Below are 16,114 nucleotides of genomic sequence, written 5' to 3'. Positions count from 1 at the left end.
ATACTATGACATTTATCAATTCTGTAACAGGCCCAGTCGATTCGTCAGAACTAGGGCTAACGTTAATCCACGAACATATGCGCGTTCGTTCTGAATCTGTTCACGCACAGTTTCCTCATTTATATGATGAGAAACAAGAAGTTGCAAAAGCAGTCGAACAAGTAAATCGTGCAAAGAAGCTCGGAGTCAACACGATCTGTGATCCAACGGTGATGGAACAAGGGCGCGATATTCGTTTTATTGAAAAAATTGCCCGCGAAACGGACACTCAAATCATTGCAGCCACAGGAATTTATACGTATAACTACATCCCTACTCACTTTCAAACTCGTAGCATTGACTATATGGCAGACCTGTTTGTTCGAGATATCGAAGTCGGCATTCAAAACACGTCGATTAAAGCAAGCTTTCTAAAATGCGCTACGGATGCACCTGGCGTAACGGCTGATGTAGAAAAAGTAATGCGCGCTGTCGCACGAGCTCATAAAAAAACGGGCGTGCCGATTATGACCCATTCACATCCGGCAAGCGGCACAGGCTTAAAACAGCTTGATATCTTACTTGAAGAAGGTGCTAATCCAAATCAAATTCTGATTGGACATACAGGAGATACAGATAACCTTGAGTATATTTCAAACATATTAAAGCAAGGTGCTTTTATCGGTATGGACCGCTATGGCTTGACTAGAGAATGTTCAACTGAAAACAGAAATAATACGGTCATCCAGTTAGCTAAACAAGGCTATTCAAACCGCATGTTTCTCTCACAAGACTACTGCTGTACAATGGACTGGTTTCCAGAAGGCGTGATTGAAGAACGTTTTCCAAAATGGTCGATGAGCTTTGTATTAGAAGAAGTCGTGCCTGAGTTAAAAAGAAAAGGCTTAACGGAACAGCAGATTCAGCATATGCTTTTTGATAACGCCCGCTGCTGGTTTGAAGGAAAATAATTGAGATATTCTTTTTGTTACTATAAAAACCCCCACTGTGCAAGCTTACAGTGGGGGTTTTTCGCGTATTATTCTACCTTACGTTAACCTGTTTTTCTTAATAGCTTTTGTTTTTCGCGGCTCTTTTTCACCATAAAGTGTATACCACATAAGCACAACCCGACGGCTATTCCAATTGTCAAGTTTGTAAACACTGTTAACGAAAATGTCGTAAGTAAAACCAGTGAATGAAATGATTTTTCTTTTATCACCTTTGCAAACTGTTCTTTTTTACTGATATTCCATGCTACGACCATTAAAACTGGCGCAAGACTGGCAAGCGCAACGTATGAAGCATACGGCGCTAGCACTAACAGCACGATTAACACAAAGATAGCATGCGTCATTCCTGCAATTGGAGATGAAGCGCCGTTTTTAATATTGGTAACAGTTCTTGCAATCTCTCCTGCTGCAGGAATACCTGAAAACATCGGCGTTACCATGTTTACGATTCCCTGACCGATCAGTTCTTTTTTGCTGCTGTGCTTTGACTTTGTCATTTCATCCGCAACGCGAGCTGTCAGCAAAGACTGTAACCCTACAAGTACAGCAATCACAAACGCAGAAGGTAAAAGAGTGACCACCCTCTCCACTGTTATATCCGGAAACGCTGGCGCCGGGAAATGACGAGGTATCTCTCCATAAATGGAACCAATGGTTTCAAACTGATTGGAAAAGAAAAAAGATGCCAAGCCCGTTGATACAATAATTCCAAGTAAATAGGACATTCCCAGCGACTTTGGTGAAAAGTAAAGAACTATTAAAATCGTAGCTAAGCACAATCCTGCTGTAGCGATACTATAGATGTTAATGAAGTGTAAATTACCAAAAATCTCTTTTATATTCAAATGAAAAAACTGAAATTTGTCAATCGCGTGCAGTCCAAGGAAGTTTGGTATCTGCCCGCTAAAGATAATCAGCGCAATTCCTGACTGAAATCCTACAATAATAGATGACGGAAAATACTTGATTAAAGCTCCTACTTTGCATAGCGCAAAGATAATGAGGAGAATCCCTGACATAAAGCCGGCAATTAATAAGTTTTCATAGCCATATTGCAACACAATTCCTAATAAAACAGGAACAAACGCACCCGTAGGTCCAGCGATTTGAAACCTACATCCACCTAAAATAGCAATTAACAATCCCGCTACAATCGTCGTATAAAGTCCTGTAACAGGCGATATTCCAGAAGCTATCGCAAATCCTAACCCTAAAGGTATAGCTATAATGCCAACAACAATACCCGATAGTATATCTTTCTTCAAATGCTGCAAGGAGTAATTTCGAAAAACCTCTAGATTCATAAGTGTACATCAGCCTCCATTTTAAGTAGTGAGGTTACCCATTCGTATTTTGGTCATACAACCTTATTGAGCTTTCTCAAAATAAGGTGGGCTACTCGATTACTTCTATCTTAAAGGAGACAACTTACAAAAAAATAAAGAGGAAATTAGAAGTTTCTTAGACAGTTATTAAAATTTTCTTAAAAATTCTTACTTTTTATTCTTTTAGTTATTTTTTAGATAAAATGCGGTTCTTTGTTGTAAATAAAGCAAGATAACTAGACCCTATAGTAACGATAGAATGAATGGATGTGGACAGGCTGTGTTTAAAAATCTTTAAGTTTAAGTAGACGACACGCCTACCTCCATTCGTTTAACTATATTCGAATTCATAGGAAGCTCGGTTACATAAGGCCAATTAATTACAAACGTGAACACTAAAAGACAGAGGCTTTGAATCATAATTCAAAGCCCCTGTTTTTACTAATAAGATATATAATACCAATTCTTTTGTATCTTTTCTATTTCATCAAACTTCAGACCAAAATCGCCCGATGAAGGTTTACGGTTTTTTGGGTCATACACAAAACCCGAGAAATGGCCGAATAGTCCACTGCTTGTAAAGAAAAGTACGGAGATTGCCTTTCCTTTGGTTTCTACTGCAACATCATCTCGACCTCTGGACACACTCGCATACTCTTTCGGTAGATCAATCAGCGATGAGTTGTCGGGTTCATTGGAGAAAGGAATGAGCGATGGGTAGTCGACTCCATCGGCTTTCAAGACGCCACTTTGTATGTTAGCTGCCACTTCTTTTCTCTTCTGCTGATGGAGTTTAAAGTTTATGTCTAAATTAAGCTGCTCAGACGGAATGAAGAACCACAGCACAACGGTTATCACTTGAATAACCAGTGGTAGCCACTTTCTACTACTAAAGAGATAAATCAATGTCCACAGCGTTAGTAATAAAAAGAAAGGAAGGACAAAGAATAACCATATATATGGACTTACGTATTTCCCTATACGATCATCTAAATCCCATTGAAACAGGGACAATAAAAAAATGAACAAACTGCTACATAACGATAAAAGCAAAGTTAAATGACGTTTCACATATTTCCCTCTCTCTGAAATAATTCTTTTTAACCTTCACTCTTTATCATTCATTATTTACTATAGTTCTGTGAATCCGCTTTAAGAATTCTCTTATTATTCTAGAAAGCCCATTATTGGCGTTATAAAAATACCCAAAAGAATAAGTTTTATAGTGCGGAGGAGCAAAGTTAACGACTACATATTGATCACTTCTAGATAAACCAGCATCTGTTTTAAATGCGTAGTCAAATCCTATATTTATTGCCGTATTATTTTCCAATGTATGACGAATTGTATCTACATTATTGGTAGTAAACAAGATATCACATGGCAGTGAACTAAAACCTTTCATAAATTCCTGAATATACTTGTCGTTATATAAAACAATTGGCTGGTTAATTAACATCTCTTCAGTAATGAGTGTTTGTTTGGCTAATGGCGACTTCTTATTTACTGCAGCTACCATATGACCATCCAATAACTTTTTAAATACCAAGTTCCGATACTTTTTTTCTTCTTTTTCTGTATAAGTAATGAAACCTACATCTACTTCCCCATCTAGAACTTTATCTATAATATACTCGGTGCTATTTTCATAGACAGAAGCCTTTATGTTCGGATATTCTCTTTTAATTTCTGTTATTAAGCGAACGAGAATCTCCATTGGTCCTGGGTAGGTTGCAATCTTTATTTCACCATTCATTGTATTTGTATACGCTTCTGCTTCATCCATAAATTCTTGAATTTTCAATAAAGCAGCGCTGGCCTTTTCAATTAACCTATGACCTTCTTCAGTTGGAATAGATCCTCTTCTGGAACGATGAAAAATCATTATATTTAGTTCTTTCTCTAAATTTTTTATAGATTGGCTTAATGCAGGTAACGTAATATGCAGGTTACCAGCTGCTTCTTTTAGTGAACCCGTTTTATCTATTTCCACTATATGTTTCAATTGTTCAATATTCATAATGCCCTCTTTTTCTTTTAGTTAAGTATTACTTAACAATCGTTAATATTAACTAAATTTACCATAAGTATATCTGGTTGTATACTGATAGATATAGTAAAAGAAATGACACAAGGAGATGGAGTATATGAAGGCGCTAAGATGGCATAATCAAAAAGATATTCGTCTTGAAGAAATAAATGAACCAGTTGTACAGGCTGGTCAGGTAAAAATGAAAGTTAAATGGTGTGGAATTTGCGGTAGTGATTTGCATGAATACTTAGGTGGTCCCATCTTTATTCCAGTTGATAAACCGCACCCTCTCACTAATGAGGTTGCTCCAGTGACGCTTGGACATGAATTCTCAGGTGAAGTAGTAGAGGTTGGAGAAGGTGTAACCCATTATAAAGTTGGTGATCGTGTGGTTGTTGAGCCAATCTTTTCTACACATGGACACCAAGGTGCTTATAATCTAGATGAACAAATGGGATTCTTAGGTTTAGCCGGAGGCGGTGGCGGTCTTAGTGAATATGTCGCAGTAGACGAAGAACTTTTATTCAAACTTCCAGATGATTTATCTTATGAACAAGGTGCTCTAGTAGAACCAGCGGCAGTAGCTCTTTATGCAGTACGTTCAAGTAAAGTGAAAGCCGGAGACAAAGTTGCTGTATTTGGATGTGGACCAATTGGACTTCTTGTCATTGAAGCGTTGAAAGCAGCAGGTGCAACCGATATTTATGCAGTTGAATTATCTCCAGAAAGACAAGCGAAAGCAGAAGAATTAGGAGCTATCATCATTAATCCTGCTGAAGTTGAAGATACGGTAGCCGAAATTGCTAGATTAACTGACGGTGGCGTAGATGTATCATTTGAAGTAACAGGCGTACCTATTGTATTACGTCAAGCCATCCAATCTACGGGAATTGGCGGAGAAACGATTATCGTTAGCATATGGGAAAAAGGAGCAGAAATTCTACCGAATGATATTGTAATTAAAGAACGAACTGTTAAAGGAATCATTGGCTATCGTAACGTGTTCCCAGCAGTATTGTCTCTTATGCAAAAAGGCTACTTCTCAGCCGAAAAGTTAGTAACGAAAAAGATAGCTCTAGACGATGTAATTGAAGAAGGGTTTGAAAGCCTGATTAAAGAAAAAAACCAAGTTAAAATTCTGGTTAAATCGGAACAGCAATAACAATCATCAACAATGAAGATTTCTCTAAGCCACTGATCGTAATTAGTGGCTTTTTATTTCTTTAATCGGGTCCAGCCGAGAGATGTGTAAAATTTCACCAACACAATTTGACAGTTTAGAAGAATGAACGAGTCAACTACATAACGATGCCCATTAATTTAATTACATTTGAATCCGTGGGACGCTTGGTTACATGAATCCCATGCATTACGGAATTGATCCCCTAAAAAACTTTCCTAGTCTAGTGTTGAGGTACCAATGGGTTAATCGACGAGGACCAGACATATATAAAATACATATGCCCGCCCTTTTTAACCACCGTAGTAATACTTTAAAAAGTTTAAGATGGATAACAGGATAATCAAAATAACCAAAACTCCTTCTATTAATATCCTTCGCCCTTCTTTTGGGGATTTCTTTTGTTTTTTATGGGCATACAAAACCAGTTTTCGAAAGGAAATGTGAAGTAAAATAACGAAGACAAACAAACCAATCTTCACAAGAATAAACAGATTATCACATCCGTTTCAACAAACTAAAGATCTAAGAGACATTCGGCAAACAACTTAGCTATGAAACTTTTTATTTTCTTTGTTCTTTTGATACTCTACAAAAAAGGATACTGGAACTGCTCCAATACCTATACCAATCGAAATAAACAGCGACTGGTTCAGCTGAAGACTCGGATTTGCCGCTGCCTTACTATAAATGATAAAACACACAAAGCTTAAAAGGCCTATAGCTAAAGGAATGAGCGCGTGCTTGTACCATTTCATTGTATTAGCCTCCCCTCTTTTTCACCCCGCCTAGCTTGATAGTCGCAGCATACGATTTATTTGTCAGCAATTAAGAGATGCACCGATTAATAGCACAATCCTGTTTAGGTAAAATGACTTCCCGCTATAGCGCTGGCTAAAAGAACGATTACGGCTAGCTCTCTTATCATATAGGTTTGGCTTTCACTCAAAGGTTTCCCCTTTCTTTCACTCATAACAGGGTAAAAATAAAAAAGGTAAAAAGATAAAAGAAAACCCATACCCGCTGTCACAGCTATGACCATTTCCAAATTATCACATCTCCTTTTTCTTCCTTTTCCTTCTTTTCTTCTTGTTAAACAAGTTTAGCCAAATAGTCAGCGGCACCTCTCGATAAAATACAACCCACCTTGAAATCATACAAAAATAAAAAAGACAGGATTTCTCCTGCCTTTTTGCATATGTAATTCCTCTTTACTATGTCAACTCAGCGCTTTTAGCGAGCATAAAAGCAGAGATACTAAACAAAACAATCAATAAAGAAGCGGCATGTAACAGTAAAAAAAGAAATTTTTGGCCGCCTTTAATGAAGCACGAATAAATCATTCCTAGGATTGTTACTAAGATTAAAAGTGCTGCTGCTATTTTAATTACTATAGCAAAGAAAGCTCCTGCAAATACAATTGACGGAATAAAACACGCTACAATAATTATGTACAAAATCAGTGTAGCAATAAAAGCGGTTTTTGATACGTTTGAAGCCCGTTTAAACAAATTCCCCATATAGTCTCCTTTCACATTTTAAAACTGCATCTTTTACTATAATACATGTGTCTAGAGGACACAATTAACTTTTGTGAAAACCTTAATAAGTTAAGCTTGATCAACAATAATATCAGCTATATTTTTGAGATCTTGTTTGCTTAGTTTATCAAATGTTCTAGCTGTTTTTTTGTTTGAATTATTTGTTGATAAATAGTCTTAAAGAACGCTTTGTAATCTTTACTTCAAAATCAATTCACACTAAAATTCTCTCTTTTGGTAGATAGACAGCGCAATAAAGTAAGAAGCAATATACATCCCCACTCCAAAGAGAGTATATAAGATAGGAACATGCAAAGAAGAAGCGATCGGTAAGCTGGATGCTGCTAATATTTCAACTATATACCCAACAACTCCTTGTAAAGCAATCGCAACGAAAAGACCTCCCATTCCCCCTCCAAGTACTATTCCGTCAGATTTCTCTGCTCCGAATACATAAAGAAGCGGATAAGCAAGTGCACCGGCAAAAAGGACGATAAATGTACCAAATGAAACGATATTTACTATATTCTCTACTGCACTCTTAGAAATAAGCGAATACATTGAGAAAACACCATAGGACAGGATGGTTCCGATGACGACAATTAAAAAGTAAAAAACATAGTGGCTTTGCACCACATTTTTTCGGCTAATTGGAAGAGTGAGCACGTATTTGTCATAGCCGGTCTTACTTTCTAATTTGATCACTTCAAGCGCGGGCATTGCCATTAATAAAATAATTAACATCGCTATAATACGGTAAAATGAAGGATCCGCAAAATAAAAGATGACCGCAGAAATAACTATGGCAAGCGCTGTGTACGTCAAAAAGCTTCGGTGAATGAGGTAGTAATTCGTTAACAATAGACCTTTCATTTACGTTTCACTCCTTGTTAAAAGCACGCTTAGTTCTTCCATCGACATCGGTTCAGTTACAGTTCCTTCTGGCAGCTGATGCTTATCTGATACGAGTACACGGGCAGACGTATCATACGTTCTTTTTGCCACTACTACATCTTTAGGAAGTACATTCAGCTGTTCTTCCTTCATAACGGCAATTGCGTACTCCTCAAACACTTTCTCTTTTTCTTCATTTAATAAAATTTCACCGTTTTTAATCACAACAAGATGGCTCGCGATTTTTTCGACGTCGCTCATAATGTGAGATGAAAGCAGTATTCCGCTGTTCCCATCGCTGACAAAAGCTTTTAATTCATCTAATATCTGCTCTCTAGACGAAGGATCCAATCCTCCTGTCGCTTCATCTAACAGCAATAGTTTAGCACCGTGAGACAGCGCTACCGCTAGAGATAATTTCATCGACATGCCGCGTGAAAACGTATGTATTTTTTTATCTTCTGGCAATGAAAAAGAATGAATCAACCGGTGAAAATCAGCTTCTTCCCAAGATTTAAATAGTTTCTTAAAAACGTTGTTTAACTGTTTTATCGTTAAAGAAACCGGCAGATTAATCGCATCAAACACGACTCCAATGTCTTCTTTAATCGTCGCATCTTTATTTAAATTGTCTTCACCAAATATTTCGACCGTACCGCTATCTCTTGAAATCAGTCCTAGTACCGCCTTAAACGTCGTCGATTTCCCTGCTCCGTTATCACCAATAAATCCTACAATCGATCCAGGAGGTACATGAAATGAAACATCTTTTAAAACCTCATTTTGGCCAAACGATTTTGCCATGTTTCTAACTTCTAAAAGATTTGTCATTTGCTCACTTCACTTTCTCTATTAGTAGTTAGTGTAATCTAATCGCTATGATGATTCGTAATATCACCTTTTTTTTACAAAAATGAATATTCACTACCAATTATAGCTAGTAAACTACAAAAAGTCGATGACAACCTAAAGCTTTATTACTCCTTCGTTTGTTTTTTATAATCGTAATATGTATGACAACATCTGCCTGTACTATTCTTATCCTATCCACTTATCAAAAGCGCAAATAAAAAAAGGATCTCCTATAAAAGATCCTTTTTTCTTCACTATAATTGATGACCCTGCTTTTTTTCTTTTTCACTTAATACGTAGTCTGTTATAAAACCAAGAATAAGTCCAACGGCTACCGGTATTAAACCGCCTTTTGCTTCCATTTGAAAATGTTCCGGTTCATTTACATAAAGCCACTGAACGGAAAGCAACGAAATATGAAAGGTATTGCCAATAAAAAATAAAAGTGCTATGGTGCCAATTGTTACGCCGAATGAAATGATGTATTTCTTCACTGTACCCCTCCTTTCATTAAAAGGCTGCTCCAAGCAAAGCAACCTTTTAATTTCTTTATTTTGCTTCAAGCACTGCCTTTTCTCGAAAAACCTTTTTTAATACAAGAGATTGAAAGATCATAAACAAACTGCCCGTCATCCAATACAAGACGAGACCTGACGGTGAAAATATCCCAAAAGAAAGGACCATGACAGGCGAAAGAATTTGGGCTAGCAGTGCGTGGGATGAATTCATTCCATCTACGCCTGTTTGCATAACTCTTCCCTGTAAGTACGTAGCAACCGCTGCAACGATCGGAAGAATAAAATAGGGATCCGAGTGCCCTAAATCTAGCCACAAAAAGGACGATGCGCTAATCTCATCTATTCGTCTAATCGCATAGTACACAATTGAAAAGACTGGAAGCTGAACTAGTAAAGGAATGCATCCCATCAGCGGGTTAGCTCCATTTTCTTTAAGCAGTTCCATCATTTCACGCTGATATTGCTGCTGACTCTCAGGATCCTTATCTTTGTACTTCTCTTTTAGCTGTTGAAGCTGAGGCTGTATACGTTTATTGCTCAGCTGATTTTTATATTGAAGAATGTTTAAAGGCGCCAGCAGCATACGTACGCCCACCGTCACAAGCATAATTGAAAAGCCAACGCTTTGATGAAGCCACGTATTTCCTATAAACAAAATGAGCAGTGAAAAAGGATAAATAAAATAGTGATCAAAAAAGTGAGTGTGCGAACTTTGAATCACGTTTGCTGAATCACATCCGGCAAGTAGAAAAATGGAAACAACAATAAAGAAAAGCTTCTTTTTATGTTTTAACATTTATATTCCTCCAGTATTTTTTTAGTTAAACGAAAAAAATACTGGCGAATAAGGACCTTCATCGTCTTGTTCACCTATTGCTTCTTGTCTCTGAACAGAATGTATAAATTTAAATTTATGATACACGCAGCATATAAGATCCTGAGCACGTAAAAGATTTACGTTTTGTATGAGATACATGTCTTTTTGCTGCAGGCAAACGTGCTTATGTATTGTTTGAAATGTAGCTAGTTTAATAGCAGCATGTACAAAGAATGCTGTCATGATCGCAAATGATAAATACACTAAAGCATCCGGTATAAATAATTCCATTTATTCACATGCTTATGGATTATTGTATCATATTTTCCTTATTTTAGGTTAAATATTTTTATGAAGCAGATTTAATCTAATGTAGCCCACAAAACCGATTTCCTTATAGGAGTCAAAAAATAAGTTTCTTTTTGTACATGTCATTATACATTTTGATGAAATGACGTATAGACAATATACTGGGACACATATAATTCTAAAAATTTCTACTTTTATTAGCAAAAAGGATATTATTCCTTTTTATGGTATAATCAAAAAATATAATTCATAGGGAGTGAAACTATTGGAAACTAATACAAAACCTCAAGTAAACACCAACTCTATTGTTTCTCTAACTCTAGGTATCCTGTCCATTTTTATTCCAATCCTCGGGTTTATTACAGGTATTATCGGCATTATCCTCTACAAAAAAGCATCAAATCAAATAGCTGCTTCCAATCAAAGCGGTAAAGGACTCGCGATTGCCGGGCTGATCTGCAGTATAGTAGGCGTGATTTCTCAGCTGTTCTTCGTATTAGGAATTATTACGTTTGTATTTGCAGGAACGACAATGGAATAAAAACGTAGTTTATATAGAATTATTCACATTTCTATGTAAAACAATAAAAGCTTGATTTTCAAACAGTTGAAAATCAAGCTCCTAAAATGTAAACGTTACTTATTTAATCATCGTTACTACACTTACGCGAAATTGCAAAGGAGAATACAAAATTAAATCTATCGTTGAATCCAGAATAAAAGAAATCATAATTGTTCTACTTACTTTACTGCTAGTCATCTCTGTGTTGATTAACTGTTCTAGCTATTTTAATAGTACAGAGATAAAAACGTTCACTTCAAAATGTTATGATAACGGCGGAGATGCGATAGTAGAAATACATAATCCAATTACCAATGATTATTCTTTTGAATGTAAATAATTTAGTTAAAAAACAGCTGGTCACTTAACAAGCTTACCTAGAAGAGGGCTAACGATTTAGCCCTCTTCTATACGTTAAAGTATAGACGTATTCAGTCAACAATAAAGGAGTTCTTTATGAAACATGTCATATTAGGCATCTGCGTATCCGTATATGCCGTACTATTAGACTATCTAAAATATAACTATGGTCTTAACCTTATAGGAAAGGTGCTAATTCTGTCTGTTTTAACTGGTGTTACGTATAAAATTATCGAGAAAATATATGAAAACCGAGAAACTACCTCAAAGAATTAAAGAACCTATAACCGCTCTAGATATAAAACAAACGCTGACAATTGGATGTCAGCGTTTGTTTTACTTGTTTTTATGAAGTGAATTATTTGCTCATAAAAGCAACAGATCTTAAAGTCTCACGATCTATACTCTATTGCTGATTACCATGTAAGGTGTTTGTAACCATTAAATCCTTACGTCTATAAATACTCAACACAATTCCAATTAAGAAAGCATTTAACAAGATCGGCATCAATCCGTAGCTAATAAAGGGCAGTGACATGTTTGTCATAGGAAAGAATCCGACAATCATTCCTACGTTCCCAACTAGCTGTACAGTATAGACCATTACAACTCCTGCTAGTAAAAGCTTGCTGTACGTATCGTTTAGATTTCGGGCAATAAATATAATTCTCAGAGCAACTAAACAAAGAACCACAATAAGAATTGCTGCAAATAACCATCCGTAATAATACGTAAAACTTAAGAAGACGAAGTTAGTATGAGCCTCAGGGATAAATTGATCCGCAAATGAATGCTTGCCAAACCACCCTGCACCCACAAATAGATGATGTATTTCTAAGAGTCCAAATTTGGATGTTAAATATTCAGCATTATAGGGATTTAAAAATGAAAGAACCCTATACTTCTGATAATAGGCAACGGTCATCCATCCAATTATGCCCCAAGCAGCGACTAACGCAAAGCTAGTTCCTAGGACAATGGCTATTTTCTTTTTATTTAGCTTACTCCACCAGATCATCGTAAAGGTCATGGCTACATATATAAAGAGCATTGTAAGGCTGAATTGTAGAAAGAAATAAGATGACAGAATAAACAAAAGAATAAATTTCCACATTTTAAAGCGATCGCTTTGAAAGAACCCTGCCCATGCCATAAGAAAAAAAGGAATGGCCATTAAACCTTCCATTTTTAAAGGCCCTAATTTAAAAACAGCTTGACCGTCTACGACGGTGTTAAAATGCCTTGTGAGGAACAATAAGAGTGCAGTACCTAATAAATAGAACAACCATCCTTTATTGGCCATCTTTCTATAGTCTATAAACATCATGCCAAGAGCTAAAACCCCACCTAAAACTACAAAGATAGCCTTATACATAGAAAAATGATTATGATTCATATACCCTTGGGACAGCAGTGGCAGAAACCCTAAAAGAAGAGCAGCTACAAATAAAATTAAGGTCATCCAGTCTACTTTCGGTCGATGAATACGGTTAAGGTTTTGACCAATGCTGATGGGATTGCCCATTTGAGTAACGGCCTTTTCTTCTGCTTGATCGTCGCTTATCCCTTTTTGCAGCCAATAGTTTTTTACTTCGTTTAAATGATGATGTAATTCTGCCGAAACAAATGCCTTGGCTTCTTTTGATTTAATTTGCGATTGCACTTGTTCTAAAAATGACTTTCTTTGTTCGCCCATATACTCCTTCACCCCTCTAGTATTTCTTTAAAACTTATGTGGTTAGATAACGGCTGCTCTTCCACTTTTTTGAGCAGTTTGCGCCCCTTTTGATTTAATTGATAAAACTTTGCTCCGTCTTCTTGCCAGCTGCTCGTCAATACACCTTTTAGCTCTAGTCGATGCAGGATGATATATAAAGACCCTTCGTTTTCTTTAAAATTTAAAATTCCTCGGCTTTGCAGTAAGCTGACTAACTCATAGCCCGTTTTCTCCTGCACAAGCAGCTGCATCATAGCAAGCAGAATTTCTTCTTCGCTATGAGTCTCTTGCTTTATTTTTTCTCGAATACTTTTCTTATGTTTTTGTGTAAATGTTAGCTGAGCAAATACTTCACGATTCATTGTTTTTCTAAGATTTTTAAGACGTTTATCCATGACTCATTCCTCCAGCATTTCTTTTAAAAGTGATTTTGCACGCCTCAGTCTCGTTTTTACTGTATTCGTTCCGGTTTTGGTTAAGAGCGCAATGTCTTTAATTAACAATTCTTCATAGTAAAAGAGGTAAATCACTTCTTTATATTTGGTAGGCAGCTTCATAACGGCTGACATCAGCTCGTGATCTTCTTCGTGTTGAATAACAGCTTCCTCTATGTTTTCTTTTTCACTGATATGATTTGGAAAATAGTCTGTCGCCGGTATGATGTTTTTGTTGTACCAGCTTTTTAAAAAGTCTTTACAGTGGTTAATTGCGATTTGCCATAACCACGTCCGAAACTTGGATCTACCGCTGTACTTGTAAAGATTTTTGTAGCATTTAATAAAAATCTCCTGCGTCAAATCCTCCGCAACCGCTACGCTGTTTACATATGAGTAAGCCAGCTGCAAGATTTCCTGTCCATATCGATCCATAATTTCATCTATCACTAGTTCTTTGTCTTGTACGTGTATCCATTCTACGGTTAGTTCTTTCACTTCTGCCTCTCCTTTCTTGTTCTTAGACGAAGCGTTTTATAAAAAGGTTTTTATATTTTCATTTTTATTTTCTAGATAATTGCATGTACATAAAAAAAGATTCTCTACACGAGAACCTTTTGTTGTACCTCTTATGTATGTGCTATGAAAAAAGATTGCCGATGAAGATAATTAATCCTGTTACTAGGATTAATCCACCGCTAATTATTACTGTCAAAATACTTCTCAGAGCCGATACCCAATTGATTATTCCAAAGAACCCTGCGATACCAATACAAAATAGAATAATTGCTAAACAAAGATTGATATTCAATAACGCTGGATAATAAAAAGCGATGAAAAAGAAACCAACGCACAGTAGCGTAAAGATAAATGACCAGAAATTAATAATTCGCGCCATCTCACCTACCCTCCTCTACTTTTAAAATTTCTACGTTTAAACACACTCTTAGATTATTTATTTCAAATCTATTTTTAAACGCTGCAAGAAAAAGTCACACACTTCCATTTGAATACACTGCTTCTTTAAACTGCACAATAAATATTCTAATTCAAATTCCTGATAAAAAATTTTAGTCACATACATTTTTAATTCTTCTAGCGTAGGTGGTGTCGGCGCATATACGTTATCTAACGAAAGGGCAAATTGAGAGAACAGCTGCTCATTTTGATAAAAGACGGAAATGTCTTCACCTTTGATTCGGCAGCTAAACACACCTAGTATGTTTAAAAATGCCTTGACTTGATTTTCTTCAAATTCATGATCAATCGCAAACATAAAAAAAGGATGTTCCTCTGCATTGACCATAGGCTTCATAAGACTCATTTGATATTTTAATAGCTTTACTTCTTTTACTACGTCCAACTTCTTCACATCTTTCTTTAGAAAATGATCCTACTATACTCTGTAAATTTTACCATAATCCGGTAGTGTCGATAAACCGTTTATAGAAAATTACTTTGTAATGAATGGAATAATAAGGTATATTGTTATAAATGGTAATAATTTCATAAACCGAAAGCGAGGATACATATGGGCCTGTTACTAATTGCGGTTATTATCACGCTATCCATCATTTTAGATTACTTTATTTTTGACTATGACGATAAGCACTGGGGCTGGCTAAAGAAAGCTTCTACACCTGTTAGAAGAAGTGTTATTGGCTGTTACTTGCTTATGTCGTTTGTTATTTATTTTGGTTTGAGCCTACCGTATATTAAGCCTTTTTTATAAATATTAGTCTGCCTAAACTGGTTAGCCTATAACTCTTATTTAAAGGTTACAGGCTAATCCCCTCATTTCACGACCACTACAAATTGTTTGTCTTCAAATTTGAACATTTCCCCTAATTCATAGATATACTTCTTTTTGTCTAATTTATAATACTTTCCAAAATACAGCGTTTTTAAGTTAATACTCATATCTAGACTTAAATCTTTTTCATCCGCTTCATCACCGTCTAAGCATGAATATAATTCCATGTGACAGCCCTCTATCAGCTGTTCTTCAATATAAGTAAACAGCTCTCTTATTGATTTAGGATGTGTATCACAAGATAATTCGTAGATATATGGCAAGGTGAATCCGTGCTTGATGTCGCTATACCCGTCGGTTAAACGATTAATACTAATACCGTACGCATCTTCTTCTTTTTCATAGATTGTAATTATCTTTTCTTTCTTTGAATTTCGATTAAAGGAAGAAACTTCGGATAAAGGCACCAGCGTTTCTTTTGTGTCAAAACTTCCTGTAGGCAATTCATAAGGAGATCCTATATAGTGATGTACAGTCATATTCGTCACTTCTCTTTCTCTTTGCTTATGTAAAATACTATTATTCTATCACTCTTATTAAGAACACATACAAATACAAGGAAAATATGTATAATAAAACCAGGAGATGACAACATGAAAAAACTACTGCCTTTTCTATTTCTAGCGGCTCTTTATTTGTATGACTCTTCATACAATCATACTGCTTTTTTACATAAACCGGTTGTTTCTGCGTTTTTATATGTAGCTGCTATTTTAATTTGTGCGCTACTGCTTGTAAATGTAAAAAAAGATCGAGCTGTTTAAATAA

General features: G+C 36.1%; 22 protein-coding genes. 6 read left to right on the top strand and 16 right to left on the bottom strand.

The features are described from left to right. Window positions 1-5 precede the first annotated feature (5 nt). Window positions 6-950 (top strand): phosphotriesterase family protein, encoded by a 945-nt coding sequence (locus ACWATA_RS07345; protein WP_473049718.1) that lies wholly within the window; start codon window positions 6-8, stop codon window positions 948-950. A gap of 83 nt (window positions 951-1,033) precedes the next feature. Here ACWATA_RS07345 and ACWATA_RS07340 read toward each other — a convergent pair whose 3' ends face one another. The 3 genes from ACWATA_RS07340 to ACWATA_RS07330 form a co-directional block, all read right to left on the bottom strand. Then, window positions 1,034-2,296 (bottom strand): SulP family inorganic anion transporter, encoded by a 1,263-nt coding sequence (locus ACWATA_RS07340; protein WP_473049717.1) that lies wholly within the window; start codon window positions 2,294-2,296, stop codon window positions 1,034-1,036. Between the two features lie 462 nt (window positions 2,297-2,758). Further along, on the bottom strand, window positions 2,759-3,388 hold the full coding sequence (locus ACWATA_RS07335; RefSeq protein ID WP_098113686.1) for a hypothetical protein: 630 nt from the start codon (window positions 3,386-3,388) through the stop codon (window positions 2,759-2,761). A 46-nt stretch (window positions 3,389-3,434) separates the two neighbouring features. Further along, window positions 3,435-4,337, bottom strand: coding sequence for a LysR family transcriptional regulator (locus ACWATA_RS07330; RefSeq protein ID WP_028414635.1), 903 nt, complete (start codon window positions 4,335-4,337; stop codon window positions 3,435-3,437). A gap of 127 nt (window positions 4,338-4,464) precedes the next feature. On the opposite strand from ACWATA_RS07330, the gene ACWATA_RS07325 reads away from it, so the two are divergent. Next, window positions 4,465-5,511 (top strand): 2,3-butanediol dehydrogenase, encoded by a 1,047-nt coding sequence (locus tag ACWATA_RS07325; RefSeq protein ID WP_155009947.1) that lies wholly within the window; start codon window positions 4,465-4,467, stop codon window positions 5,509-5,511. 566 nt (window positions 5,512-6,077) lie between these two features. On the opposite strand, the gene ACWATA_RS07320 is transcribed toward ACWATA_RS07325, so the two are convergent. From ACWATA_RS07320 to ACWATA_RS07290, 7 genes are all read right to left on the bottom strand, one after another. After that, complete coding sequence (locus tag ACWATA_RS07320; protein WP_098627614.1) at window positions 6,078-6,287, bottom strand: hypothetical protein; 210 nt, start codon at window positions 6,285-6,287, stop codon at window positions 6,078-6,080. A gap of 456 nt (window positions 6,288-6,743) precedes the next feature. Continuing rightward, window positions 6,744-7,049 carry a hypothetical protein gene (locus tag ACWATA_RS07315; RefSeq protein ID WP_033580213.1) on the bottom strand — a complete coding sequence of 102 codons (306 nt, stop codon included), beginning with the start codon at window positions 7,047-7,049 and terminating at the stop codon, window positions 6,744-6,746. 240 nt (window positions 7,050-7,289) lie between these two features. Next, window positions 7,290-7,943, bottom strand: a complete 654-nt coding sequence (locus tag ACWATA_RS07310) for an ABC-2 transporter permease (protein WP_154990109.1) — start codon at window positions 7,941-7,943, stop codon at window positions 7,290-7,292. Beyond that, a complete protein-coding gene (locus ACWATA_RS07305) occupies window positions 7,944-8,795 on the bottom strand; it encodes an ABC transporter ATP-binding protein (protein WP_473049716.1) in 852 nt (283 codons plus the stop codon). A 275-nt stretch (window positions 8,796-9,070) separates the two neighbouring features. Then, window positions 9,071-9,310 carry a hypothetical protein gene (locus ACWATA_RS07300; protein ID WP_473049715.1) on the bottom strand — a complete coding sequence of 80 codons (240 nt, stop codon included), beginning with the start codon at window positions 9,308-9,310 and terminating at the stop codon, window positions 9,071-9,073. A gap of 55 nt (window positions 9,311-9,365) precedes the next feature. Beyond that, window positions 9,366-10,130, bottom strand: a complete 765-nt coding sequence (yidC, locus tag ACWATA_RS07295; RefSeq protein ID WP_028414643.1) for a membrane protein insertase YidC — start codon at window positions 10,128-10,130, stop codon at window positions 9,366-9,368. A gap of 21 nt (window positions 10,131-10,151) precedes the next feature. Next, window positions 10,152-10,442: a hypothetical protein gene (locus ACWATA_RS07290; RefSeq protein WP_014459067.1), complete on the bottom strand. Its 291-nt coding sequence runs from the start codon at window positions 10,440-10,442 to the stop codon at window positions 10,152-10,154. A gap of 283 nt (window positions 10,443-10,725) precedes the next feature. On the opposite strand from ACWATA_RS07290, the gene ACWATA_RS07285 reads away from it, so the two are divergent. Next, on the top strand, window positions 10,726-11,001 hold the full coding sequence (locus ACWATA_RS07285; RefSeq protein ID WP_028414644.1) for a DUF4190 domain-containing protein: 276 nt from the start codon (window positions 10,726-10,728) through the stop codon (window positions 10,999-11,001). A gap of 477 nt (window positions 11,002-11,478) precedes the next feature. Further along, window positions 11,479-11,658: a hypothetical protein gene (locus ACWATA_RS07280; RefSeq protein WP_028414645.1), complete on the top strand. Its 180-nt coding sequence runs from the start codon at window positions 11,479-11,481 to the stop codon at window positions 11,656-11,658. A 130-nt stretch (window positions 11,659-11,788) separates the two neighbouring features. Here ACWATA_RS07280 and ACWATA_RS07275 read toward each other — a convergent pair whose 3' ends face one another. The 5 genes from ACWATA_RS07275 to ACWATA_RS07255 form a co-directional block, all read right to left on the bottom strand. Continuing rightward, window positions 11,789-13,078, bottom strand: coding sequence for an FtsW/RodA/SpoVE family cell cycle protein (locus ACWATA_RS07275; protein ID WP_473049714.1), 1,290 nt, complete (start codon window positions 13,076-13,078; stop codon window positions 11,789-11,791). A gap of 8 nt (window positions 13,079-13,086) precedes the next feature. After that, window positions 13,087-13,494 carry a PadR family transcriptional regulator gene (locus ACWATA_RS07270; RefSeq protein WP_473049713.1) on the bottom strand — a complete coding sequence of 136 codons (408 nt, stop codon included), beginning with the start codon at window positions 13,492-13,494 and terminating at the stop codon, window positions 13,087-13,089. Window positions 13,495-13,497: 3 nt separating this feature from the next. Further along, window positions 13,498-14,031, bottom strand: coding sequence for a sigma-70 family RNA polymerase sigma factor (locus ACWATA_RS07265; protein WP_048019482.1), 534 nt, complete (start codon window positions 14,029-14,031; stop codon window positions 13,498-13,500). Between the two features lie 142 nt (window positions 14,032-14,173). After that, window positions 14,174-14,431 carry a hypothetical protein gene (locus ACWATA_RS07260; RefSeq protein ID WP_473049712.1) on the bottom strand — a complete coding sequence of 86 codons (258 nt, stop codon included), beginning with the start codon at window positions 14,429-14,431 and terminating at the stop codon, window positions 14,174-14,176. Between the two features lie 57 nt (window positions 14,432-14,488). After that, a complete protein-coding gene (locus ACWATA_RS07255; protein ID WP_217027237.1) occupies window positions 14,489-14,896 on the bottom strand; it encodes a DUF1878 family protein in 408 nt (135 codons plus the stop codon). Window positions 14,897-15,064: 168 nt separating this feature from the next. On the opposite strand from ACWATA_RS07255, the gene ACWATA_RS07250 reads away from it, so the two are divergent. Then, entirely contained in the window at window positions 15,065-15,265 is a 201-nt protein-coding gene (locus ACWATA_RS07250) for a hypothetical protein (protein ID WP_048019479.1), read from the top strand. 62 nt (window positions 15,266-15,327) lie between these two features. On the opposite strand, the gene ACWATA_RS07245 is transcribed toward ACWATA_RS07250, so the two are convergent. Beyond that, window positions 15,328-15,825: a hypothetical protein gene (locus ACWATA_RS07245; RefSeq protein WP_473050211.1), complete on the bottom strand. Its 498-nt coding sequence runs from the start codon at window positions 15,823-15,825 to the stop codon at window positions 15,328-15,330. A 114-nt stretch (window positions 15,826-15,939) separates the two neighbouring features. Here ACWATA_RS07245 and ACWATA_RS07240 point away from each other — a divergent pair, with 114 nt between their 5' ends. Then, window positions 15,940-16,110, top strand: coding sequence for a hypothetical protein (locus ACWATA_RS07240; RefSeq protein ID WP_221788152.1), 171 nt, complete (start codon window positions 15,940-15,942; stop codon window positions 16,108-16,110). Window positions 16,111-16,114: the final 4 nt, after the last annotated feature.

It is taken from the genome of Priestia sp. USM5 (assembly GCF_058323215.1).
The sequence above is the reverse complement of the archived record's forward strand: the minus strand, read 5'-3'. Positions and strand labels throughout refer to the sequence as shown.